Annotated in this window: 18 protein-coding genes; 10 read left to right on the plus strand and 8 right to left on the minus strand. The window is 65.4% G+C overall.

Translation table 11 applies throughout. The features are described from left to right. The first annotated feature begins 47 nt into the window (after positions 1-47). Together BIO17B3_RS10015 and BIO17B3_RS10020 are read left to right on the plus strand one after the other, a co-directional pair. Entirely contained in the window at positions 48-362 is a 315-nt protein-coding gene (locus BIO17B3_RS10015; RefSeq protein WP_156053929.1) for a hypothetical protein, read from the plus strand. 2 nt (positions 363-364) lie between these two features. Beyond that, entirely contained in the window at positions 365-571 is a 207-nt protein-coding gene (locus tag BIO17B3_RS10020; protein WP_156053930.1) for a hypothetical protein, read from the plus strand. A gap of 60 nt (positions 572-631) precedes the next feature. Here the strand turns inward: BIO17B3_RS10020 and BIO17B3_RS10025 are convergent, their stop codons facing one another. Both BIO17B3_RS10025 and BIO17B3_RS10030 read right to left on the minus strand, forming a co-directional pair. Beyond that, on the minus strand, positions 632-1,435 hold the full coding sequence (locus BIO17B3_RS10025) for a carbon-nitrogen hydrolase family protein (RefSeq protein WP_156053931.1): 804 nt from the start codon (positions 1,433-1,435) through the stop codon (positions 632-634). Between the two features lie 39 nt (positions 1,436-1,474). Then, positions 1,475-5,755 (minus strand): YhdP family protein, encoded by a 4,281-nt coding sequence (locus BIO17B3_RS10030; protein WP_156053932.1) that lies wholly within the window; start codon positions 5,753-5,755, stop codon positions 1,475-1,477. A gap of 208 nt (positions 5,756-5,963) precedes the next feature. On the opposite strand from BIO17B3_RS10030, the gene glnE reads away from it, so the two are divergent. Beyond that, positions 5,964-8,708, plus strand: a complete 2,745-nt coding sequence (gene glnE, locus BIO17B3_RS10035) for a bifunctional [glutamate--ammonia ligase]-adenylyl-L-tyrosine phosphorylase/[glutamate--ammonia-ligase] adenylyltransferase (RefSeq protein ID WP_156053933.1) — start codon at positions 5,964-5,966, stop codon at positions 8,706-8,708. Positions 8,709-8,892: 184 nt separating this feature from the next. Beyond that, entirely contained in the window at positions 8,893-9,303 is a 411-nt protein-coding gene (locus tag BIO17B3_RS10040) for a hypothetical protein (protein ID WP_156053934.1), read from the plus strand. Between the two features lie 19 nt (positions 9,304-9,322). Here the strand turns inward: BIO17B3_RS10040 and BIO17B3_RS10045 are convergent, their stop codons facing one another. The 5 genes from BIO17B3_RS10045 to BIO17B3_RS10065 all read right to left on the minus strand — a co-directional run bounded on the left by BIO17B3_RS10045 (position 9,323) and on the right by BIO17B3_RS10065 (position 14,825). Then, a complete protein-coding gene (locus BIO17B3_RS10045) occupies positions 9,323-9,616 on the minus strand; it encodes a hypothetical protein (RefSeq protein ID WP_156053935.1) in 294 nt (97 codons plus the stop codon). 44 nt (positions 9,617-9,660) lie between these two features. After that, positions 9,661-11,991 carry a nitric oxide reductase activation protein NorD gene (locus BIO17B3_RS10050; RefSeq protein WP_156053936.1) on the minus strand — a complete coding sequence of 777 codons (2,331 nt, stop codon included), beginning with the start codon at positions 11,989-11,991 and terminating at the stop codon, positions 9,661-9,663. A gap of 29 nt (positions 11,992-12,020) precedes the next feature. Beyond that, entirely contained in the window at positions 12,021-12,824 is an 804-nt protein-coding gene (locus BIO17B3_RS10055; RefSeq protein WP_156053937.1) for a CbbQ/NirQ/NorQ/GpvN family protein, read from the minus strand. A gap of 135 nt (positions 12,825-12,959) precedes the next feature. Continuing rightward, on the minus strand, positions 12,960-13,316 hold the full coding sequence (locus BIO17B3_RS10060; RefSeq protein WP_156053938.1) for a ribulose bisphosphate carboxylase small subunit: 357 nt from the start codon (positions 13,314-13,316) through the stop codon (positions 12,960-12,962). Positions 13,317-13,403: 87 nt separating this feature from the next. Beyond that, complete coding sequence (locus tag BIO17B3_RS10065) at positions 13,404-14,825, minus strand: form I ribulose bisphosphate carboxylase large subunit (RefSeq protein WP_156053939.1); 1,422 nt, start codon at positions 14,823-14,825, stop codon at positions 13,404-13,406. 317 nt (positions 14,826-15,142) lie between these two features. On the opposite strand from BIO17B3_RS10065, the gene BIO17B3_RS10070 reads away from it, so the two are divergent. The 3 genes from BIO17B3_RS10070 to BIO17B3_RS10080 are packed head-to-tail and all read left to right on the plus strand — an operon-like array spanning position 15,143 to position 17,482. Beyond that, positions 15,143-16,084, plus strand: coding sequence for a transaldolase (locus BIO17B3_RS10070; RefSeq protein ID WP_156053940.1), 942 nt, complete (start codon positions 15,143-15,145; stop codon positions 16,082-16,084). Positions 16,085-16,104: 20 nt separating this feature from the next. Then, positions 16,105-16,833 carry a 16S rRNA (uracil(1498)-N(3))-methyltransferase gene (locus tag BIO17B3_RS10075; protein ID WP_370512646.1) on the plus strand — a complete coding sequence of 243 codons (729 nt, stop codon included), beginning with the start codon at positions 16,105-16,107 and terminating at the stop codon, positions 16,831-16,833. Beyond that, on the plus strand, positions 16,820-17,482 hold the full coding sequence (locus tag BIO17B3_RS10080) for a carbonic anhydrase (RefSeq protein ID WP_156055272.1): 663 nt from the start codon (positions 16,820-16,822) through the stop codon (positions 17,480-17,482). The genes BIO17B3_RS10075 and BIO17B3_RS10080 overlap by 14 nt, the downstream gene beginning before the upstream one ends. Before the next feature lie 24 nt (positions 17,483-17,506). Here BIO17B3_RS10080 and BIO17B3_RS10085 read toward each other — a convergent pair whose 3' ends face one another. Then, the gene (locus BIO17B3_RS10085) at positions 17,507-18,475 is read right to left on the minus strand and encodes a LysR family transcriptional regulator (RefSeq protein WP_156053942.1); all 969 of its coding nucleotides are present in this window, start codon (positions 18,473-18,475) and stop codon (positions 17,507-17,509) included. 399 nt (positions 18,476-18,874) lie between these two features. Between BIO17B3_RS10085 and BIO17B3_RS10090 the strand changes: the two genes are divergently transcribed. The 3 genes from BIO17B3_RS10090 to tkt all read left to right on the plus strand — a co-directional run bounded on the left by BIO17B3_RS10090 (position 18,875) and on the right by tkt (position 23,045). Next, positions 18,875-19,954: a class 1 fructose-bisphosphatase gene (locus BIO17B3_RS10090; RefSeq protein WP_013104299.1), complete on the plus strand. Its 1,080-nt coding sequence runs from the start codon at positions 18,875-18,877 to the stop codon at positions 19,952-19,954. Between the two features lie 156 nt (positions 19,955-20,110). Beyond that, positions 20,111-20,986 carry a phosphoribulokinase gene (locus BIO17B3_RS10095; RefSeq protein WP_156053943.1) on the plus strand — a complete coding sequence of 292 codons (876 nt, stop codon included), beginning with the start codon at positions 20,111-20,113 and terminating at the stop codon, positions 20,984-20,986. 31 nt (positions 20,987-21,017) lie between these two features. Next, entirely contained in the window at positions 21,018-23,045 is a 2,028-nt protein-coding gene (gene tkt / locus BIO17B3_RS10100; protein ID WP_156053944.1) for a transketolase, read from the plus strand. Positions 23,046-23,049: the final 4 nt, after the last annotated feature.

Below are 23,049 nucleotides of genomic sequence, written 5' to 3' on the forward strand. Positions count from 1 at the left end.
CCTATGATGCGTTCGAGCTGCCCCGGCAGCGCTGCAGGAGAACCGACATGGCCATCGTGACCGAACGCATCCCCATCCTCGTGACCGCGCAGGAGAAAGCCCGCATCGCCCGCGAGGCCGAGGCTGCGGGCATGTCGATGGCCGAATACCTGCGCCGCGCCGCTGCCGCCTACGACCCCGCGCACGACGCCCGCCAGTTCGACGCCATCGCCGAGCAGATCACCCGCAGCGCCACTCAGGCCGAACGCGCTCTCGACGCCGCCCTCGAAGCCGTGGCCGCCTCCGAGCGCCGCATCAGCGCGATGGAGCAGCAGCATGCCCCAGCCCCCGCCGCGCGCAAACGCCGCTCCGCCGGAGCCTGATCATGGGCGTGACCGAAAAACTCTGGACGGCGCTCACCACCGTGATCAAGATGAACGACAAAGTCGAGCGCCTCGCCTCCACCGTGGTCATCCAGCAGCAGAAAATCGAGCAACTCACCGAGCGCGTCATCCGCCTCGAAACCGCCCTCGAAATCGCCCTGGCCACGCGCAACAGCCCGCGGCGCATCGAAAACAAGTCCAGAGAGTGAGCGGCGAGTTTCGCGTCGCGACCTATTGAGCTATCCGCAGTGCTTGGGCATCACCCGAAATCACACCACCCGATGCCCCAGCGCGGGCAGGCTTTCGCGGTGTTTGGTGATGCGGTCGTGGTCGAGGGTGGCGGTGACCACGGCTTCGCCTTCGGCCTGCATCGCCAGCACGTCGCCCCAAGGGTCGATGACCATGCTGTGGCCCCAGGTGCGGCGGCCGTTTTCATGCGCGCCGCCCTGCGCGCTGCCCACGATGTAAGCGAGGTTTTCGATGGCGCGGGCGCGCAGCAGCACTTCCCAATGCTTTTCGCCGGTGGTGTGGGTGAATGCGGCGGGCAGCAGGTAGGCATCGCACGCGGACGGCTGCGACAGCGCCCGAAACAGCTCGGGAAAGCGCAGGTCGTAGCAGATGGCGAGTCCCATGCGCCAGCCTTCGCAGTCGAACGCCACGGGTTGGGCGCCGGGGGTAATGCTGTCGGCTTCGGCGTAGCGCTCAGTGCCGCGCTGGAAGGCGAACAGGTGCATTTTGTCGTAGCGCGCGGCCAGTTCGCCCGCGGGGTTGAACACCAGGGTGGAGTTGAGTACGCGCTTGGGGTCGGGGCTTTCCAGCGGCAGGGTGCCGCCGACGACCCACAGGCCGAGGCGGCGGGCGGTGCTGGCAAGAAAGTCTTGAATCGGGCCGCTGCCGGGTTTTTCGCGCACGCGCACTTTGTCGGCGTCGGTCTGGCCCATGAGGCAGAAATATTCGGGCAGCACGGCCAGCCGCGCGCCTTGGGCCGCGGCCTGTTCGAGCAGGCTTTGGGCGCGTTGCAGATTGGCGGCAACGGAGGTGCCGGAAACCATTTGAAGGGCGGCAATTTTCATGGCGGCATGCAGTGAATCGGTGGATGGCCCCAGCTTACGTCAGGGCGTGGCGGGTGCGGCGTCTGCGGGTTTGGGGGCGTTCAGCGAGGCTTCGGTGACGATGGGGGTGAGCCAGGTGCCGGTGATGTCGTACACATGGGTGAAGGCGCGCGCCAGGGGTTCGCGGGCGATGTATTGCGCCAGGAAAGTGCCCAGACCGATGACGGGGTTGATCAGGGCATAAGCCAGCGAGGCCGCGCCGGCGTTGATGTTGGGCACGACGACCACGCGCAGATTCTGCGTTTCGGCGGCCAGGTTGGTGCTGCCTTCGATGCGCACCGAAGCGGCCACACCGCTCATGCGGAAGTCGCGGGTGGTGGCGATGCCGCTGGCCACGTTCACGTCGGCGTCGACCTTGTCGAAGGCGAAGCCGGACGAGAACAGGTCGCGGAAATCGAGGGTGAAGCGGCGCGGCAGGCTTTGCAGACTGAGCACGCCCAGCAGCTTGGCGATGCCGGGGTCGGCCTTGAGAAATTGGCCCTGCCCGAGCTGCAGATTGAACTGCCCGTCCAGGCTGGGAAAGTCCAGACTCAGCGGCGAGCCCAGCCAGGCCAGGTTGCCGCTGATGTCGCCCTTGCCGCCTTTGAGCAGGCCCGGTTTGCCCAGGGTGGCGAGCAGGCTGCCGGCGTCAAGGATGTCGAGCTTGAACTGCATGGTCGTGCGCCGCGCGGGCGAGGCGGAATCGGTGCTGCCGGGCGCGGTGAGTTGCGTACCCACGCTGGACCAGGCGCCGCTGCCGCTGAGCACGCCGCCGGGCGCGGAGAGCTGGAAGTGGGTGAGCTGCCACACCTTGCTGTCATCGACCCGGCCACGGTTGACGGCCTGTACTTCGAGACGGGTGAAGTGGTGGCCGTGCAGATCGACGTTGTCGGCCACGATGTCCAGCGCGGGAATGCTCTTGGGTTGTTCGTCGAGCAGGTTTTCCACGTCGGAGTCGCTCGACTTGGGGAGTTCCAACCGCGCCAGCCGGGCGCTCAGGGTGCCGGGATTGCTGCCGCTGCCGATCTGCCAGCCGATATAACCCGACATCTGGCGCGAGTTCACATTGGCCTGCAGCAGATCGCCGCTGCGGTTGCCGCCGATCACGACCTGATTGATCACTCGGTGCATCAGCGTGAGGCGGCCGATGTCCATCGCTGCGGTGGTGGGCAGCAGCCCGATCAGCCCGCGGTCACTGTTCGCGCGAAACACCACGGGGGTCTGCGCCGAGGTGTTGGGCAGCAGGGGTTTGATTGCGGCTTCCCAGGTGTCGAGATCGAGCAGCGGCAGTTGCACATTGGCCTGCACGCCGGAGCTGGGTTGCGGCAACGCGGCCTGCGGGCCGATGGCCAGTGCGCCGCTGAGCACGCGAAAATCGTCTGCCGACGCGCCAGAGCCCGCTGCCGCGGGCAGCGGATCTTCCAGCGCGTAGCGGGCGCGGGCGATGCCGCCCAGGTCGATCTGCACCGTATTGCGGCGGGCGCCATTCGGGGCGGCGGGCAGCGGGGTGCGGGTGTAGAGCAGTGACTCAGGCGCATCCGCAGGCTTGCCCAGCGGCGGCGGCAGGTTGATGGCCGCCCCCGCCAGATTGCTGCGCAGTTCCAGCGTGGGTTCCGGTGAGGCGCCGGGCAGCGCGGCTCCGGACGGACTGGCGCTGCGGCGGGGCTGGGTGATGCGCAGGGTATAGGTGGACTGGCCCTGCAACACTTTGCCCAGCGTCTGCATCCACTGCGGCTGGGCTGCGCGCAGCCCAGCGCTGCTGAAGCCGCCGCTGGCGAGCAACTGCAGCGGCTCGCCCGGTTGCTGGCCGCCGCTGAGCTGAACCGCGCCGCCCAGCACATCCGGGGCTTTGAGCGCCACACGGAAGCCGTCGTGGGTGAAATCGACCGTGCCGCGCACCTGGTTGAAGCGGGGCAGATCGCGGCTCCACAGCACGTCCACGCCTTGCAGCGTGGCCTGCCCCTTGACGGTGGCGGCCTCCATGTCGCCGAGCGGGAGCTTGAGGGCGATGTCCAGCGCCATCGGCCCTTGCGCCTGGACGTGGTCGAACACGCCGCCGAGTTGCCGGTTGACCGGGCTGTCGAGCAGGTAGCGCAGCGCATCGCTGGCGGGCGCCTGCGCCTTGCCGCTGATGCTCAGCACGCCGCGGTTGAAACTGGGCAGGCTGCCATTGACCGCGCTGAGCCGCGCGCCATACGCCTGCGCCGAGGCGTTGCGCACTTCGAGGCTGTGCGAGGTGATGCGCAGCTGGCCGTTGACCTGGGTGAGTTCCGGCCACTGCGCGTTGGCGTGCACCGTGGCGGCGCTGGCGGTCTGCCCCGGCGGCAACAGGCTGCGCGGCGCGTAGTTGAGCACGCCGTCCTCGATCTGCGCGCTCACCTCGAAGGTGCCGCCAAACGAGCCATCCTTGGCCGGGACGTCGAAGGGGAAGTCTTCGAGCGGGCCCTTGACCGCAAACTCCACGTTCTGCGCCCTGCCCGCAGCGATGGCGCTGCGCAGGTAATCGCGGGTGTGCAGGGGAATGTCGATGGGCAGATAGCGCCACACCGCGCGGGCGTCGGCGCGGCTGAGCTGCCCCTGCAGGTCGATGCTGCCCATGCCTTTGGCCGCGCCGCGCCAGCTCAGCGTGGCCTGGCCCGCCGCGTCGGCGTTGGCGAAATCCAAGCGCTGGGCGTTGACCAGCCACTGCCCGGTTTTGTCGCGCTTCCAGTCGAGGTCGGCGCGCAGGGTGTCGAAGCCCAGCCGGGCCGGGGCGTAGATCAGCGGCAGATCGAGCGCGCCGCCGCGGCTGAGCTGGATTTGCGCTTTGCCGCCTTGCTGCGTCGCGGTGAGCGTGCCTGAGAGTCCGCTGACGCCGGGCAGATCAGCCGGGAGTTGCAGCACTTTTGCGGCCGCCTTACCCCGGTCGATCAGCGGGCCGGGGTTGGCCGGGGGCGTGAGCTCTCCGCTGCCTGCCGGGCTGTTCCAGCGCAGGTCGGCAAACTGGGTTTGCAGTTGATAGCTCGGCGGCAGGCCGGTGGGTGCCACGCCCTTGGGCCAGCTCGCCTGCGCGGTGAACGCGGCGACCCTGCCCTGCGGCTGCAGGGCGGCCAGCCGCGCGTGCCACAGCGCGGGCAGCGGCAGGCGCTGTGCCAGGGCCGAGAGGGTGCCCAGGTCGAGCGCGCCGGTCTGCAGCCGCGCCTGCGTGGCGCCGCCCTTGGGCTGCTGCCACTGCCAGTCGATGGTGACGGGCGCCAGGCTTTGGCCTTGCGCGGTGCGGAACTGCAAGTTCTGCAAACTGGCGTTTTCGCCACCGGGCAGCGGCGCCCAGGTCATGCGGGTGGATAAGGTGTCGAGCACGAAGGGGGGTAATGAGGCAGGCAAGGCGGGCGGTAAGGGGCCGGGGGTCTTGCTGGGGGCGAGCTGCAGGGCGACGCCGCGCAGCGCCAAATCGGCGGTGAAGGCGGTGGGCGCGGCTTTGTCGAGCTGCGCCCAGGCGCGCACGGAGCCGCGTCCGGTCTGTGTGGTGGCGGGCAGGGTCAGCGGCAACTGGGGCTGCAGCGCGGCGAGATCGACATTGGATGCCTCGCCGTACAGCGTGCCCTTCCAGCGCGAAAAATCGGCGGTATGGCGCAGAAAGAACGGTTGGCGGAAGCTGGCGCGCAGATCGATGGGGCCGCCAAAACCCGTTGGCGGCGTGGCGGTGAGCGCGGCGCGGTGGGTGAGCAGGGTATTGCGCAACAGCAGGTTGACCTGGGTGAGCGGCAGCGGCGGGGCGTGCTGCGCGGCATTTTCCCAGGTGAGGCGGCTGTCGAGAATCAGGATTTCGTCCTGCTCGAACAGCCAGTCGGCGAACTGCTGCGCGGCGTCGCTTTGGCCGCTGCTGTTCAGCGCGATGCGTATGCCGCCGATCTCCAGATGGTTGGCGTCGGGCCGGGTGACGGTGAGGTCGGCGCCGCGGATCACCAGTTGATCGAAGGTGGGGGTGAGGCGGGTCAGGCTTTTCCACGAGGGCGTGGCTTCAACGGCAGCGAACTGCAGCGCGGGCTGGCCCTGCGGGCCGTCGATGCGCACATCGTGCAGGGCGAATTGCGGCATCAGCCCGTGCCATTGCGTCTGGATCGCGCCGATATGCACCGGCAGGCCCAGCGCCTGGCTGCTGACCTGCTCGACCCAGGGGCGGAACTGTTGCGCATTGGGCAGCACGGCGTAGCGCAAGGTCAGCAAGCCCGCGCCGAGCACGAAATACACCGTGAGCACGAGCAGAACAGCCGCCTCAAAGATGCGGGTGGCGGCGCGCAGCGAAAGATGGAGCAGAGACAAGGCGGATGCGCTGGGAGAAAAAGCGAAGTAGGAGCGAAACGTCGGAATCGATGGTAGTCAAACGCCATGGCGCTCCCTGCCGGAATGACCGGGATTTGCGCCGCATCTTCGATTCCTGCGCTGGGGCGTCAGACACTGGCGAGGCCCGGTGCAGCCTTGTCTGCGCTGGCCTATGCTCCGCCCTCATCGCAGTTGCAGGATGGCCCCAATGGAGTTGTCGCAGTTTTCACGTTTTTATCGTCGTCATGTCGGCCGGTTCGACGAGGTGCTGGCTTGCTGGCCGCAGGGCATTCCCGCGCGGGGCGAGATCGACGCCGCCATCGTCGCCTTGCACCAAGCCGGCGCGCCGCTTCCCGCGGTGCTGCGACGGGTGCGCAATGCGCTGATGCTGCGACTGATCGAATCCGATCTGGCGGGCGCGCCGCTGGAGGCCATCTGCATCGGCATCAGCGATCTGGCGGAAAGCGTGGTGGCCGCCGGGTTGCGGGCGGCGCATGCCGAGCTGCAACCGCGTTTTGGCGCGCCGCGCACCGAGACCGGCGAGGCGGCGCAGTTTCTCGTGGTCGGCATGGGCAAGCTGGGCGGGCGCGAGCTCAATGTGTCGTCCGACATCGATCTGGTGTTCGTGTATGACGAAGACGGTCAGACCGATGGCGCCGTGCCTTTGAGCAACCGCGAATACTTCGGTCGCGTGGTGCGCGCCTTCGTGCCTTTGTTGTCGGACGTGACGGGCGACGGCTTCGTGTTCCGCGTCGATACCCGGCTGCGGCCCAACGGCGACAGCGGCCCGCCAGTGGTCAGCCTGGCCATGCTGGAAGAATATTTTCTGGTGCAGGGGCGCGAGTGGGAGCGGTTTGCCTGGCTCAAGTCGCGCGTGGTTTCGCCGCTCGACACGCCTCAGGCACAGCGCGCCGCGCAGGGGCTGGCGGCGGTGGTCGAGCCCTTCGTCTGGCGACGCTATCTCGACTTCGGCATGCTCGAAGCCCTGCGCGCGCTGCACCGGCAGATTCGCGCCGAGGCCACCAAACGCGCCGCAGCCCGGCCCGACAAAGCCAACGATGTCAAGCTGGGGCGCGGCGGTATTCGCGAAATCGAATTCACCGTGCAACTGCTGCAGGTGGTGCGCGGTGGGCGCATGCCGCAGATTCGCGAAAGCGCCACCCTGCCCGCACTGCAATTGCTCGTTGCCCACGACCTGCTGCAGGCTGAAGCGGCCGAGCGGCTGGCGTCGAGCTACCGCTTTTTGCGCCGCCTGGAGCATCGCATTCAATACCTCGACGACGCGCAGACCCACAGCATGCCGTCTGAAGACGCCGACCTGCACGCCCTGGCCTGGTCGATGGGCTTCGTCGATGACGACACCAGCCAGCGCGCTGGCTGCCCCAAGGGCTGCAAGCTGTTGCGCGAACTCGACAAGGTGCGCGAATTCGTCGCTAGCGAATTCGACGCCCTGCTGCATAACGGTCCGCAATGCACCGGCTGCAGCAAGCCGCCAGAAAGCATGGACGCGGTGCGGCACCGGCTGGCCAAGGCTGGCTTGGCGCACGACGCCATCGTCGCGCGGCTCAAGGCGCTTGAAACCTCGCCGCGCTACAGCGCTTTGAGCGACACCGGGCGGCTGCGGCTGCTGCGCGTGCTCGACCGGGTGATCGGCATGGCCGCCGAGCGCGCCACCGCCGAAGTGTGCCTGACCCGCGTCATCGACCTGCTCGAAGCCATCGGGCGGCGCGAAACCTATCTGGCGTTTTTCGCCGAGCAGCCCGCCGCGCTGGCGCGGCTGTGCAATGTGCTCGAAACCTCGGCCTGGGCAGCCGATTACATCAAGCGCCACCCCGCCGTGGTGGACGAACTCATCACCCCACCGAGCGAGCGCTTCAACGCCGCGGACTATCGGCTCGGCTTGCTGCGACACCACGCGCAACTGGCGGAGCGCGGGCGCTGGGATGCCGGCGAGGGCATGGACTTGCTGCGGCAAGGCTTTCACGCCGAAATGTTCCGCACCCTGTCGCGCGATCTGGCCGGGCTGATCAAGGTCGAGCAGGTGGCCGACGAACTCTCCGCCCTGGCCGATGCCACCGTGCAGCTGGCGCTGGAATGGTGCTGGAAGGAACTGCCGCAGCGTCACCGCGAACAGCCCGCCTTCGCCGTGATCGCCTACGGCAAACTCGGCGGCAAGGAACTGGGCTACGGCAGCGATCTCGACATCGTCTTTCTCTACGACGACAGCGCGGACGGGGCGCAAGAAATCTACGCCGCCTTCGCCCGCAAGCTGGTTTGGTGGCTCACCGCGCACACCGCCGCAGGCCGTCTGTTCGAAATCGACACCCGGCTGCGCCCCAACGGCAACGCCGGGCTGCTGGTCACCAGCGTCGAGGCCTTCGACGCCTACCAGCGCGGACGCGGCAGCAACACGGCGTGGACCTGGGAACATCAGGCGCTCACCCGGGCGCGCTGCTGCGCGGGCGATCTGGCCATCGGCGCGCGCTTCGAGGCCATCCGCACCGCGGTGCTCACCACCCGGCGCGATGCGGACGCGCTGCGCACTGAAATCCTCGCCATGCGGCAGAAAGTGGCCGACGGCCACCCCAACCCCAGCGGCCTGTTCGACGTCAAGCACGACGCAGGTGGCATGGTCGATGTCGAATTCGCCGTGCAGTATCTGGTGCTGGCACACGCCGCCGACTACCCGCAGCTCACCGCCGATCTCGGCAATATCGCCCTGCTCGGCATGGCCGAGGCGCTGGGTCTGCTGCCCGCCGGAGTGGGAAGGCCCGCCGCCGACGCCTACCGCGAACTCCGCCGCATCCAGCACCGCGAACGCCTGGCCGGGGCCGACGCCGCCCGCGTGGCCGCAGACACGCTGCAGGCCCAGCGCGCCGCGGTGCAGGCGCTCACCCGCGCGGTGTTCGGCGCGCTGGGCGTTTCGCAGGAGTGCGAGGTGCAGGGGGCGTAAATTCTTTCATGGAGCGCGCCCCCAGACCTGCCGCGTTCGCGTCAGCCCCCCCGAGGGGGATGAGGCCCGCGGCTCCAAGCTGTCCTGCGGCAGCTTGGACGGAGCCGAATCCGAGCAGCTTGCAAGCTGCGAGGTGGGCAAGAAAACTTGGGGCGGCCCTGCGTTTTCTCATGAGGAGCTTGCCATGGAAATCACGGTCTATCGCGCCACGCCCTTGTTCCAGGAGTCGCGCACCCTTCCCGCTGCCACCTACAACCTCGCCCGCGTGCTGCAGGCGCGCAGCCCCAAAGGCGTGGCCTTCGTGCCCATCCGTTCCATGCAGGTGCTGGCCATTGTGGACGCCACCGAGTTCGTCTTTCTCGACAGCCAGTACAAAAGCTGGGCGATGCTGGCATGGCAGGGTTTCCATCCCAACGCCCGTACCGCGCTCGACGAGCCCGTGCCCTTTGATTGCTTGCACTACGAAAACACGGCGCAAGACGCCATGCGCCGCCTGGTGCACGAATTCCACCGCGCCCTCGAACATCTCGCTGCCAAACAGCACGTCGACGGCCCGGCCAAGGTGCTCAGCATCACCGCGCGGCGGTCCGCTTGAAGCTGCGCTCGACTCGGCTTTACTCGTCTTCCCCCAACTCCGCATTCCAGCCCCGATCTTTCGCGCGGGCGACGGCCTCGGTATAGATGCGGGTGTGGCGCTCGGCAAGCTCGGGGGGCAGGCGGCTGGGGAGATTGCCGTACTGGTCCCACTGCTTATCGACCTTGTCCATCAAGACCTGCATCTGGCCCAAATTCCAACCGGCGCAGTCTTGGGTGTCGGGGATGAAGCCGAACAGCCGGGCGTCAAGCACCACGCGGCCGAGTTGGGTGATGCCGTGCCTGTCCTGATCGAGTCCGACGTATTTGTCCATGGGATTGTGTGAGTGCAAAGCGAGGAGCATAGAACGATCAGGCCCTACCGCGTCAGCCCGGCATAGAGCAGCGGCAGCTTTTCCGGCAGGCGCTGCACATGATCGACGACCATGAAGTTGTTTTGGCCGAAGATGCGGGCGACGTACTGGTCGGCGCGCGGGTCGAGGCTCATGCAGTAGGTGATGACGCCGTGCTTGGCCACGTCTTCCACCGCCTTTTTGGTGTCGGAGCGCAGGTATTGCGGGTCGCGCACGTCGATGTCGGCGGGCTCGCCGTCGGTGATCACCAGCAGCAGCTTCTTGGCTGATTTTTGCTGCTGCAGATGATGCCCGGCGTGGCGGATGGCGGCGCCCATGCGGGTGGAGAGCTGCCCGGTCATGCCGGCCAGGCGCGCCTTGGGTTCCTCGTTCCAGTGCTGGTCGAAGTCTTTGAAGCGCAGGTATTGCACGTCGTGCCGCCCGTCGGAGCAGAAGCCGTGGATAGCGAAGGGGTCGCCGACCTTGCTGATGGCGTCGGCCAGCAGCACGCAGGCCTGGCGCGTGAGGTCGAGCACGGAATAGTCTTGCCCCGCCACCTTGTCGTTGGTGGACTCGGACAGATCGAGCAGCACCAGGATGGAGAAGTCGCGCACGGTGCGCACGCTGCGCATCATGATGCGCGGGTCGGGCTGCTGGCCCATGCGTAGGGCGATGAAGCTGGCGATGGCCGCGTTGATGTCGATCTCGTCGCCGTCTTCGAGCTTGCGGATGCGCTGTACGCCCTGCGGTTGCATGGCGTCGAGCAGGAACTTCATGCGGTGGATCTCGCGCTTGTACTGCGCGGTGATGGCGTCGATGACGGCCAGATCGCCCAGCTTGCCGCGCCGCTCCAGTACGGTGGCCCAGGCGGGTCGTTCGAGCTGGATCTGGTAGTCCCACTCGGAATAATGGAAGGGCTCGGAAACGGGCTCCTTGCCTTCCATCTCGTTGAAGCTCTTGCCCATGTCTTCGTAGGGAAACAGCTCGGTGCTGAGCACCCAGATTTCCTCGGCGTCGTCTCCCGCGTTTTCGACGTCGATCTCGTTGGCCATTTCCATCACGCTGACGTTTTTGCGCACCTGCTTGATGGATTCATAGCCGGCGTTGGCCGCCTTGTCGAAGTCGAATTCCTCGAACTCCCAGAAGTAGCGGTTGTCGTCGCGGTAGGGCGCGGTGAGCAGATCGGTGCGCGGGCTGAACGGCAGGCGCTTGTCGGCCTGCAGCCGGTGCGCCAGCGTGACGCCGATGTCCCACGAAATCTGGTTGTCGTGCAGGCGGTTTTGCGCGGCGGCGAACAGGGCGCGGCCCTCGGCAATCCACGGATCGGCGTCTTTGTGGCTGTCGTCGAGCAGGGCGCGGGCGAGGCGGTTGAGGTAGTCGCCCACGCTGTGCGTCATGTCGGGCGTGGAGCTGTGCAGCTTGGCCCAAAGTTGCTTCAGTCCGGGGAAACGGCGGATGGACAGGGCTTCCACCCGCGCGTCTTCGATCACGCTGATGACCGCCATCTGATAGGGCGTGAGCGCCTCGGCGGAGATGGGGGTTTGGGTCTCGACCACATGCGCGGCGCAGTGTGCGGCGGCGGCTCGGTACAGCTCCAGGCCGGACACACCCTCGTGGTCGTCGTAGGCGTCGGGCAGGTGCAGCAGATAGTCTTCGATATAGGGCTTGTAGCCTTCGCGGCTTTCAAAGTCGCCCGAGGTCGGGCGCATGAAAAAGTCGCGCGCCCACAGCGCCCGCAGGTACATATTGATGCGCCGCTGCACGTCCACCAGCAGCGTGCCCTTGCGCTCTTTCTGCAGCATGGCGAGCGACTCCTTGCTCTCCAGGCTGAAGTAGGCGATCTGTTCCTCGTAGTTGGTGCGATGCGCGTGCGCACCCCACAGCGCCCAGCGCCGCAGGCCGCCCAGGGTGAGCTGGGAGAACAGCACGTCGAGCTTGTCGAGCATGGGCCGCACGCCGCGCGGGGCCTGCGCGATGAGTATGTTGATGAACTGCAGGTAGTTGGAAAACAGCTCGGCATCGCCCAGTCGGTTGGCCGCCGTCGGCGCGGTGGCGAGCAGGCGTTCGATGACTGCGCCCGAGGTTTTGGAGGCCAAGGTGAGCGCGGCGGTGGCGAGTTCGCCCACCACATCCTCGCCCACTTCCTTGGCCACCAGCGGCGCGTTGTCGAGCCAGTTTTCCACCAGAGAGTCGCCCTTGCCCAGGCCGCGCAACGCCCCCGCGCCCTTGAGGTAGTTGTCGAGGCCGCGCGGGCTGAGCACCTTGGCGGCGTCGGGCCAGACGGCGTGCAGCACCTCCAGGGAGTGCGGAGAAAGGTCTTCGAGATAGTCGGCGTAATCGTCGAGGGTGATGGCCATGGCTTTGGCTCCTTGCGCGCCGGGAAGGGTCAGAAAAAGGTGGAGACTGCGGCATCCAGCGCGTCGCGCATGTCGGGGTCGTCGGTGATGGGGCGCACCAGCGCCACGCGGCAGGCGGCCTTGGCATCCACGCCCTTGGCGATGAGGCTGCCTGCATAGATCAGCATGCGGGTGGACAGGCCCTCGTCGAGGCCGTGGCCCTTGAGGTTGCGGCTGCGCTCGGCGATGGACACCAGCTTCTCGGCCACGTCCTTGGGCACGCCCGATTCATGCACCACGATCTCGGACTCGATTGCATGCTCGGGATAGGTGAAGTCGAGGCCGCCGAAGCGTTGCTTGGTGGACTGCTTCAGATCCTTCATCAGGCTCTGGTAGCCGGGGTTGTAGGAGATGACGATCTGGAAATCGGGATGGGCGTGAATGAGTTCGCCCTTCTTTTCCAGCGGCAGCACGCGGCGGTTGTCGGTCAGCGGGTGGATGACCACGGTGGTGTCCTGCCGCGCTTCAACAATTTCGTCGAGGTAACAGATTGCGCCATGACGTGCGGCGATGGCTAGCGGACCGTCCTGCCATTCCGTACCGGTGGCCGAGAGCAGAAAGCGCCCGACCAGGTCGGAGGCGGTCATGTCTTCGTTACAGGCCACGGTGATGAGCGGCTTGTTCAGCTTGTACGCCATGGACTCGACGAAGCGGGTCTTGCCGCAGCCGGTGGGGCCCTTGAGCATCATGGGCATGCGCACCGAATAGGCGGCTTCAAACAGTTCCACTTCGTCGGCGACGGGGCGGTAATACGGTTCCTGGGTGATGCGGTACTGGTCGATGATGCTGCTCATGTGCAACTCCTCATGTTGGATTTGTATTCGTCTGCGGATGGAGCGCCGGACAGGGCGCGTCATGCGCGGACAAACAAAAACCCCCGTGCCCTTGTGGGGCGACGGGGGTTTGTGGGGTCACCCGTCGCGTGGTGATTACACGGTCTTGCCGCGGAAGATCACCATGGAAGCGCCTTGCGACTGATTGAAGTTGTTGTAACCGATCAGACGCACGTGATTGTCGGGGTTGGCCTTGTGGCAGGCTTCGGCTTCGGCCAGCACCTTGTTCACGTCGGTTTCGCCGAACATCGGCAGCTTCCACATATACCAGTAGGAGTCCATCAGGTATTGCGGCTCGATGTGCTCGATGGCCGGGTTCCAGCCTTTTTTCACGAGGTACTCGACCTGTTTCTTGATCTGCTCGGCCTTCATGGCGGGCAGGTAGGAGAAGGTCTCGAACTTGCGGCTGGCGGGGTCGCTCAGGCGGCTTTTGTAATCCATCACTTCAGACATTTGATTTCCTTTCAAGTCGATCCATTCGCGCGGCGCGCCGGGCCGAAGCCGCGGGCGCGCTGCGCCAACTTTTCACAGCAGCGGTTTTTACTTGTGGGCCACGTCGAGCTTGTCCACGGTGTCGAATTCGAACTTGATCTCTTTCCATGTTTCCATGGCGATCTTCAGTTCGGGGCTGTGCGCGGCGGCGGCGGTGAGAATTTCCTTGCCTTCCTTCTCCACGGCGCGGCCTTCGTTGCGCGCTTCGACGCAGGCTTCCAGCGCGACGCGGTTGGCCGCGGCGCCAGCCGCATTGCCCCAGGGGTGGCCAAGCGTGCCGCCACCGAACTGCAGCACGGAGTCGTCACCGAAGATGGTCACCAGCGCGGGCATGTGCCAGACGTGAATGCCGCCGGAAGCGACCGGGATCACGCCGGGCATCGAACCCCAGTCCTGATCGAAGAACAGGCCGCGCGAACGGTCTTCCTTGATGAACTCGTCACGCATGGTGTCGATCCAGCCCAGCGTCGCTTCGCGGTCGCCTTCGAGCTTGCCGACGACGGTGCCCGAGTGCAGGTGGTCGCCACCCGACAGACGCAGCACCTTGGTCAGCACGCGGAAGTGAATGCCGTGGTGCGGGTTGCGGTCGAGCACGGCGTGCATGGCGCGGTGGATGTGCAGCAGCATGCCGTTATCGCGACACCAGTTGGCCAGGCCGGTGTTGGCCGTGAGGCCGCCGGTCAGGTAGTCGTGCATGATGATGGGTGCGCCGATTTCCTTGGCGAACTCGGCACGCTTGTACATCTCTTCGGGCGTGGGGGCGGTCACGTTCAGGTAGTGGCCCTTGCGCTCGCCGGTCTCACGTTCCGCCTTGAGGGTGGCTTCGTGCACGAAGGCGAAACGGTCACGCCAACGCATGAAGGGCTGGCTGTTGACGTTCTCGTCGTCTTTGGTGAAGTCGAGACCGCCGCGCAGGCACTCGTACACGGCGCGGCCGTAGTTCTTGGCCGACAGGCCCAGCTTGGGTTTGATGGTGCAGCCCAGCAGCGGACGACCGTACTTATTCATCTTGTCGCGCTCAACCTGGATGCCGTTGGGCGGGCCGCCGCAGGTCTTGACGTAGGCGATGGGGAAGCGCACGTCTTCCAGGCGCAGGGCGCGCAGGGCCTTGAAGCCGAACACGTTGCCGACCAGCGAGGTCAGCACGTTGACCACAGAGCCTTCCTCGAACAGATCGATCGGGTAGGCCACGAAGGCGTAGAAGCAGGTGTCGTCGCCGGGCACGTCTTCGATGCGATAGGCGCGGCCCTTGTAGTAGTCGAGGTCGGTCAGCAGATCGGTCCACACCGTGGTCCAGGTGCCGGTCGACGACTCGGCGGCCACGGCGGCGGCAACTTCTTCACGATCCACGCCCGGCTGCGGGGTGATCTTGAAGCAGGCCAGAATGTCCGTGTCTTTCGGCTCGTAGTTGGGGGTCCAGTAAGTCTGCCGGTATTCCTTCACACCGGCGTTGTAGGTTTTCACTGCCATTGTTTGCTCCTTCACTTGCGCTTCGATTGAAAAACGATTGAGGTCACCCCATTCGCGTCGCCATGCCCTGGATTGCACGCCGGAGCTGGCTCCTGCAGCAACTTGAATGCACCGCGGCGATGTGTGAAATTTAGATCCCGTGGCATCAAGGCAGACGCAGTGTAGGAGGGCACTTCAATAATTAAAACTAATAATTAATGACCAATGAGTTCAGGAAAACTTCACGAACGAAGCGGGCGAAAAAAGGCCCCAATCCGCAGGACAGCTTTGACTGCCGTGCGGATGTGTGCGGGCCGATGCGCCGGTACGATGGCGGCATGCACGCACTGGAAGCCCTGTCCGCCTCGACCGTCGTGGTCGTCGATACCGCCGATCTGGCGTTGATTTCGCGCTGGAAGGCGCGCGAAGCCACGACCAATCCCAGCCTCATTCTGAAAGCTGCGCGCGATGCGCGCTCCGGCGCCTTGTTGCAGCGGGCGCAGGCCTCGCCTGCGTCCAGCGCCGAGGAGCGCATGGATCGCCTGCTGGTGGCCTTCGGCGTTGAAATTCTGCAGCGTGTTCCCGGCCGCGTGTCCACCGAGGTCGATGCCCGGCTGTCCTTCGATACGCAGGCCACGCTGCAGCGCGCCCGCGCCCTGATGGCGCTCTACGCCGCGCAGGGCGTGCCGCGTGAGCGCGTGCTCATCAAGATCGCCTCGACCTGGGAAGGCATAGCCGCCGCCCGTGTGTTGCAGCAGGAAGGCATCGCCTGCAATCTCACGTTGTTGTTCAACTTTGAGCAGGCGCGGGCTTGCGCTCACGCGCAGGTACAGCTCATCTCGCCCTTTGTCGGGCGCATCACCGATTGGCACAAACAGCAATCCGGCCCGGGCTGGGACGATGCCGCCCTGAGCGGGCCGAACGATCCGGGCGTGCAGTCGCTGTTGCGCATCTGGCGCTATTACAAGCAACAGGGGGTGCGCACGGAAGTCATGGGGGCGAGCTTTCGCAACATCGACCAGATCGCCGCGCTCGCGGGTTGCGATCTGCTGACTCTTGCGCCGCCCTTGCTCGAAGCCCTGGCCGGGAGCGATCGCCCCATGCCGCGCCAGCTCGACCCGGCCCAGCCCGGTGATGTGCAGGACGCCATGCCGCCAGCCATCGACGAAGCCGAATTCCGTGCGGGACTGCAGGCCGATCGCATGGCCAGCGACAAACTCGCCGAAGGAGTGCGCCTGTTTGCCGCGGACACAGAAGCCTTGCTGCAACTGCTGTCCTGATCGGCGCCGTTTCCGCCATGTTGCCCAGACTGTTTATTCCCTTTGTGTTGCGGGCCGGTGTGTTCGACCTGCCCGCCGCTGCCGCGCGACATGCCCAGGTGCTGCGCCTGCGCGCCGGGGAAAACCTGCTGCTGTTTGATGGCGCCGGTGGCGAGTGGCTGGCGCGGCTCGATAACCCGCAGCAGGTTGAGGTGCTGGAACATCGCGCTATCGAGCGCGAGACCGGGCCGCGCATTCACCTCGCCATGGGCATGCCCGCAAATGAGCGCATGGATGGACTGGTGGAAAAGGCCACAGAACTGGGCGTTGCCAGCATCCAGCCGCTCATCACCCAACGCAGCGTGCTGCGCCTGAGCGGAGAGCGGGCGCAAAAGCGCGTGCAGCATTGGCAGGGCATCGCAACGGCGGCGTGCGAGCAGTGCGGCCGCAACCGCCTGCCGCACATCGCCCCGATTCGCAAGCTGGCGGACTGGCTGGGGGATCTTCCCTCAGCGACGGCACGGTTCCTGCTGAGCCCACAGGCAGAATCCACGGCGCTTTTGCCCGTTCTGCCGGAGGGCCATCACGCCTATATACTCTCCGGTCCCGAAGGCGGGCTGAGCGACGACGAAGAGGCCCTGGCGCGTGCCGCCGGGTTCACTCCCGCGACTCTCGGTCCGCGTGTGCTGCGGGCCGACACCGCGCCCCTGGCTGCACTTCTTCTCCTCACCTCTGAAACACACCCACTCCACCATGATGAACGCTCTTGACGACCCCGCTTATCGCCTGCTGTTCGACAACAACCGTGCCTGGGTGGAATCGGTGCAGCGCACCGATCCGGCGTTGTTCGAGCGCTTGGCGCAGCAGCAGGCGCCGAAGTATTTCTGGATCGGCTGTTCCGATTCGCGTGTGCCCGCCAACGAAGTCATCAACCTCGCGCCGGGCGAGGTGTTCGTGCATCGCAACGTCGCCAATGTGGTGCCGCAGTCCGATCTGAATGCCTTGTCCACCCTGCAGTTCGCCGTTGACATCCTCAAGGTGGAGCACGTCCTCGTGGTGGGGCATTACAACTGCTCGGGCGTCAAGACGGTACTCGAAGGGCGACGTGTCGGTCTGGCTGACAATTGGCTGGGCCATGTGCGCGAGGTCATGGACAGCCACGCAAACCAGCTCGACGCCCTGGTCGATCCCGTGCAACGCTACGACCGACTTTGTGAACTCAACGCACTCGAGCAAGCGCGCAACGTCTGCCGCACGACCGTGGTGCAGGATGCCTGGAGTCGCGGCCAACACGTCACCGTTCACGCCTGCGTCTATGGCTTGAAGGACGGGCTGCTGCGCGATCTGAGCTACAGCGTGAGCCGCGCTGGCGAGGTTTACCGTCAGTTCGACATCGCCTTGGGCCGCCTCGCGGCGTGAGCGCCGTTTGTGCGGGGTTGGCGCTCAGGAGGCCGTAGGCGCCGGAGGGGGCGGTGAGGCGATGGGCAGCGGCTGCAGCTCGCCGAAGTTTTCGGCGAGAAAAGCTTCACCGTGCTCCAGAATGAAGTAGCGAAAAGTCTCCGCGGCCGGAGACAGCAGCTTGGACAGGCTGTTGACGACATACCAGCGCCTCACCAGCGGTAGCCCTTCGACAGGTGGCACGGCGATCAGGCCGCTGCGCAATTCCAGCCCGATGGTGTGGAGCGAAAGAAAGCTCACCCCCATGCCGGCCATGACGGCCTGTTTGATGGTCTCGTTGCTGTCCATCTCGGTCATTGTGGGCAGATCGAGATGGTATTGGCGCTGATACTCCTCGAACGCCGCGCGCGTGCCTGAACCCGGTTCGCGGATGATGAAGGCGAAGTGGCTCAGTGCCTCGGCGGGCATTTCGTCCCCCGCGAGCAGGGGGTGTCCCGGCGCGACGACGATGCCGAGCGGGTGCGCGGCGAAGGGTTCGGCACGGGTGGCCATATCGCGCGGCGGGCGTCCCATGACCGCAAGATCGACTTCACTGTTTTGCAACTGCGTCACGAGTTGCTCCCGATTTCCGACCGACAGCCGCACCTCGACATGCGGATACTCCTGCCGGAATTTCGCCAGGAGCCGTGGCACGAAATACTTGGCCGTGCTCACCATGCCTACAGTCAGCCGCCCCGCCTCGATGCCGCGAAACCGCGCCAGCGCGTCGTCCGCATCTTTCAGCGTAGCCAGAATCTTGCGCACATAGACCAGCAGGTATTCTCCCGTCACCGTAAGGCTGACGGTCTTGCCCTGCCGCTCAAACAGCGGCAGGCCCACCTGCGACTCCAGCTCACGGATCTGCATCGACACAGCCGGCGGGGTGAGGTGCATCTCGCGAGCGGCTTTGCCGAAATTCAGATGACGGGCGGCAGCGCTGAAGACTTTCAGCTGACGCAGGGTGACGTTTTTCATAAGATCAGAAAAGATTATCTACATCGCAATAAAAAATGAATTTACCTTAATTCATCGATCGACTTATATTCGGCCACTCTGGCTGAGCAAGTCGCTGCCTCACAAGGGCGGCCCGCAGGCCAACCCATTGTGAACGGGCTCCGAAGTTCTACTTCAGGAGCTTTTACCGCAGCCAATGAAGTCTGTTCATGCGAGTCTCCGTTTTGGGGCTGCGGGCTTTTTGAAGTGACTTGCGCTGATGGGCGTCTTGCTGACGTCTCAGTGATTTCTCAGGGGTTGGTCCGCCGACCGCAGGTTGCTTCAAAAAGTCATCGGGCCTCGAGCCAGCAGATTCACCCGCACGTCTGAAGTGCGGGGCAGGTCTGTTGTCCCTGGCCCATAACCATTGGGAGCTCCACCATGCAGTCAGGTCGCACCACCGTCTCAAAATTCCTCATCGAGCAATTGCACGGCACCGATGATCAGGCCGATCTCGCTGCCTTGCTCGTGGATGTGACCGCCGCGGTCAAGGCCATCTCCGCCATGACCTCCAAGGGGGCGCTCGGCGGCTTCCTCGGTGCGCTCGACACGCAAAACGTGCAGGGCGAAGTGCAGAAAAAGCTCGACGTGCTCTCCAACGACGCCATGATCCAGGCGTGCGAGTGGGGCGGCCTGGTCGCTGGCATGGCGTCCGAAGAAATGGACGACCCGTACACCCTGCCGAAGGAATTCGAGCGCGGCCCCTACATGCTCATTTTCGATCCGCTCGACGGGTCGAGTAACACCGACGTCAACGTCTCGGTCGGCACCATTTTTTCGGTGCTGCGCCACACCAAGATCGGCGACCCCACCGTGGCCGACTACCTGCGCCCCGGCGTGGAGCAGGTCGCTGCGGGTTACGCTATCTACGGCCCGGCCACCATGCTGGTGCTGACCGTGGGCAAAGGCACGCACGGCTTTACGCTTGACCGTGAAATCGGCAACTTCATCCTCACCCATCCCAATCTGCAGATTCCCGCAGACACCAGCGAATTCGCCATCAACACCAGCAACGAGCGCTTCTGGGAGCCGCCGATTCAGCGCTATGTCGCGGAGTGCAAGGCCGGCAAGACCGGTCCGCGCGGGCGCGACTTCAACACCCGCTGGATCGCCTCGATGGTGGCCGACGTGCACCGCATTCTCATGCGCGGCGGTATTTTCATGTACCCCAAAGACACCAAAGACCCGAGCAAGCCGGGCCGTCTGCGTCTGATGTACGAAGCCAATCCGATCGGCATGATCATCGAGCAGGCGGGCGGTGCGGCTTCCACCGGGCGCGGGCGTATTCTTGAGGTGCAGCCAAGCTCGCTGCATCAGCGCGTGCCGGTGATGCTGGGCTCCAAGAACGAGATCGAGCGTCTGGAGCGCTATCACGCCGAATATGACCGGGGCGAAGACAAAGCCTTTGAGTCGCCGCTGTTCAAAGAGCGTTCGCTGTACCGCGACGAAGCCAGCCGTTGAGCGTTGCGGCCGCCGGGTCGGCTCGTTTCGGCGGCATCGAAGCGTAGGGCCCCGCCGCCATTGCTGCGCTTTGCGCCGGATCAAACCTGGCAGCGACCCGCATCAAGACGGGCGCTGCATGCATTGATTTCCTTGTCTTGAAAAGAGGCTCGCACCATGTCTGTCAAACATCCCATCATTGCCATCACCGGGTCGTCGGGCGCCGGCACCACCACGGTGATGCGCAGCTTCCAGCACATCTTCCGCCGCGAACAGCTCACCGCGCAAATCGTCGAGGGAGATTCCTTCCATAAGTTCAACCGCATGGAAATGCGCGAGGAGATGAAAAAGCAGGAAGCCGCGGGCAACCGTCACTTCAGCCACTTCGGCCCCGACGCCAATCTGCTGGGCGAACTGGAAACCGTGTTCAAGACCTACGGCGAGACCGGCGGCGGCAAGGTGCGCAAGTACATCCACGATGCGGGCGAGGCGGCCGAATTCGGCGTCGAGCCGGGCAACTTCACCGATTGGAAGGACATCAAGCCGGGTTCCGATCTGATGTTCTACGAAGGTCTGCACGGCGGTTACGCCTCTGGCGAGATCAACGTGGCCAAGCAGGTGGACCTGCTGGTGGGCGTGGTGCCCATCATCAACCTGGAGTGGATTCAAAAGCTGCACCGCGACCAGATCCAGCGCGGCTACTCGCAAGAAGCGGTGATGGACACCATCCTGCGCCGCATGCCCGACTATGTGCATCACATCGCGCCGCAGTTCTCGCGCACCCACGTCAACTTCCAGCGCGTGCCCACGGTCGATACCTCCAACCCCTTCATCGCCAAAGACATTCCCACGCTCGACGAGAGCATGGTGGTCATCCGCTTCGCGAACCCCAAGGGCATCGATTTTCCCTACCTGCTGTCCATGCTCCACGACTCGTGGATGAGCCGCCCCAACACCCTGGTCGTGCCCGGCGGCAAGATGGGCATTGCCATGCAGCTCATCTTCACGCCGATGATTCTGCGTCTGATGGACCTCAAGCGTCGCGCAGGTTAACCGCGTTGTCCAAACCCGGAAGAATTTCAACATGACTACCGTTCAAATCGACACCCAACAACGCCGCCGTCTGGCCAACGCCATCCGCTTTCTCGCCATCGACGGCGTGCAGGCCGCCAACTCCGGCCACCCCGGCGCCCCCATGGGCATGGCCGACATCGCCGAAGTGCTGTGGCGCAATCACCTGCACCACAACCCGGCCAATCCGCACTGGGCCAACCGTGACCGCTTCGTGCTGTCCAACGGCCACGGCTCGATGCTGATCTACGCCCTGCTGCATCTCACCGGCTACGACCTGCCGATCGAGGAGCTCAAGCGCTTCCGCCAACTGCACAGCAAAACGCCGGGCCACCCCGAAGTGGGCTACACGCCGGGCGTGGAAACCACCACCGGCCCGCTGGGTCAGGGCATCGCCAACGGCGTGGGCATGGCGCTGGCCGAAAAAGTGCTGGCCGCGCAGTTCAACCAGCCCGGCCATGCCATCGTCGATCACCACACCTATGTGTTCCTCGGCGACGGCTGCCTGATGGAGGGCATCAGCCACGAGGTCTGCTCGCTGGCCGGCACCCTCAAGCTCAACAAGCTCATCGCCTACTACGACGACAACGGCATTTCCATCGACGGTCATGTCGAGCACTGGTTCTCCGACAACACCGCGCAGCGCTTCCAGGCCTATGGCTGGAATGTCATCGGCCCGATCGACGGTCATGACGCCGTTGCCGTCGAGAAGGCCACCGCCGAAGCCAAGACCAGCGACAAGCCCACCCTCATCATCTGCCGCACCACCATCGGCTGGGGCTCGCCCAACAAGGCCGGCACGCACGATGTGCACGGCGCCGCACTGGGCCAGGCCGAGGCCGACGCCACCCGCAAGGCCCTGGGCTGGGACTACGGCCCGTTTGAAATTCCCGCCGACATTTACCAGGCCTGGGACGCCAAATTCCACGGTGCCAAGCTCGAAGCCGACTGGAACGAGCGCTTCGCCGCCTATGAAAAGGCTCATCCCGCACTGGCCGCCGTATTCAAGCGCCGCATGGCCGGCGATCTGCCCGCCGATTGGGGTCAGACCGTGCAGACCCTGTACGCCAAGGCGCGCGAGGTCACTGCGGCGACCGCCACCCGCAAGTCCTCGCAGATCGCGCTCGAAACCCTGGTGCCCGCGCTGCCGGGCCTGTTCGGCGGTTCGGCCGACCTGACCGGCTCCAACCTCACCGCGGTCAAGGCCTCGCATTCCTTCGAGAAGGCCGCGCCCGGCACGGCGTTCAACTATCTGTCGTATGGCGTGCGCGAATTCGGCATGGTGGCCATGATGAACGGCATGGCGCTGCATGGCGGCTTCCTGCCCTACGGCGGCACCTTCCTGATGTTCTCCGACTACTCGCGCAACGGCGTGCGCATGAGCGCGCTGATGAAGCAGCGGGTCATCCACGTCTTCTCGCACGACTCCATCGGTCTGGGCGAGGACGGCCCGACCCACCAGCCGATCGAGCAGCCGTCCAGCCTGCGCCTCATCCCCAATCTGGATGTGTGGCGCCCGGCCGACGTGCTCGAAACCGCGGTGGCCTGGAAGCACGCCATCGAGCGCAAGCATGGCCCCAGCGCCCTGCTGCTGTCGCGGCAGAATCTCGTCTCCACCCCGCACCCGGAAGACGCCGAACGCACCATTTCGCGCGGCGGCTATGTGCTGTCCGAAGCCCAGGGCGGCAAGCCGCAGATCGTGCTGATCGCCACCGGCTCCGAAGTGGAGATTGCGCTCAAGGCGCAAGGCATGCTGGCCGAACAGGGCGTCCCCGCGCGCGTGGTCTCCATGCCCTGCACCAACGCCTTCGACCGCCAGGATGCGGCCTACCGCAACGAGGTGCTGCCCGCAGGCTTGCCGCGCGTGGCCATCGAGGCGGGTCACCCGGACTTCTGGCACAAGTATGTCGGCCTGAACGGCGGCATCGTCGGTATCGCCACCTTTGGCGAATCCGCCCCCGCGCCGCAGCTCTATCAGCACTTCAAGGTGACGGCAGAGCATGCGGTCGCCGTGGCGAAGTCTGTGCTGCAAGCCGCTTGAGTCT

It is taken from the genome of Thiomonas sp. OC7 (assembly GCF_900634595.1).
In the GTDB taxonomy this organism is placed as follows: Bacteria; Pseudomonadota; Gammaproteobacteria; order Burkholderiales; family Burkholderiaceae_C; genus Thiomonas; species Thiomonas arsenitoxydans.

Bases quoted from the DNA above. Each gene is read 5' to 3' on its own strand.
- BIO17B3_RS10015 (WP_156053929.1), top strand. From the start codon at position 48: ATGGCCATCGTGACCGAACGCATCCCCATCCTCGTGACCGCGCAGGAG.
- BIO17B3_RS10020 (WP_156053930.1), top strand. From the start codon at position 365: ATGGGCGTGACCGAAAAACTCTGGACGGCGCTCACCACCGTGATCAAG.
- BIO17B3_RS10025 (WP_156053931.1), bottom strand. From the start codon at position 1,435: ATGAAAATTGCCGCCCTTCAAATGGTTTCCGGCACCTCCGTTGCCGCC.
- glnE (WP_156053933.1), top strand. From the start codon at position 5,964: ATGGAGTTGTCGCAGTTTTCACGTTTTTATCGTCGTCATGTCGGCCGG.
- BIO17B3_RS10040 (WP_156053934.1), top strand. From the start codon at position 8,893: ATGGAAATCACGGTCTATCGCGCCACGCCCTTGTTCCAGGAGTCGCGC.
- BIO17B3_RS10045 (WP_156053935.1), bottom strand. From the start codon at position 9,616: ATGGACAAATACGTCGGACTCGATCAGGACAGGCACGGCATCACCCAA.
- BIO17B3_RS10050 (WP_156053936.1), bottom strand. From the start codon at position 11,991: ATGGCCATCACCCTCGACGATTACGCCGACTATCTCGAAGACCTTTCT.
- BIO17B3_RS10055 (WP_156053937.1), bottom strand. From the start codon at position 12,824: ATGAGCAGCATCATCGACCAGTACCGCATCACCCAGGAACCGTATTAC.
- BIO17B3_RS10060 (WP_156053938.1), bottom strand. From the start codon at position 13,316: ATGTCTGAAGTGATGGATTACAAAAGCCGCCTGAGCGACCCCGCCAGC.
- BIO17B3_RS10065 (WP_156053939.1), bottom strand. From the start codon at position 14,825: ATGGCAGTGAAAACCTACAACGCCGGTGTGAAGGAATACCGGCAGACT.
- BIO17B3_RS10070 (WP_156053940.1), top strand. From the start codon at position 15,143: ATGCACGCACTGGAAGCCCTGTCCGCCTCGACCGTCGTGGTCGTCGAT.
- BIO17B3_RS10080 (WP_156055272.1), top strand. From the start codon at position 16,820: ATGAACGCTCTTGACGACCCCGCTTATCGCCTGCTGTTCGACAACAAC.
- BIO17B3_RS10085 (WP_156053942.1), bottom strand. From the start codon at position 18,475: ATGAAAAACGTCACCCTGCGTCAGCTGAAAGTCTTCAGCGCTGCCGCC.
- BIO17B3_RS10090 (WP_013104299.1), top strand. From the start codon at position 18,875: ATGCAGTCAGGTCGCACCACCGTCTCAAAATTCCTCATCGAGCAATTG.
- BIO17B3_RS10095 (WP_156053943.1), top strand. From the start codon at position 20,111: ATGTCTGTCAAACATCCCATCATTGCCATCACCGGGTCGTCGGGCGCC.
- tkt (WP_156053944.1), top strand. From the start codon at position 21,018: ATGACTACCGTTCAAATCGACACCCAACAACGCCGCCGTCTGGCCAAC.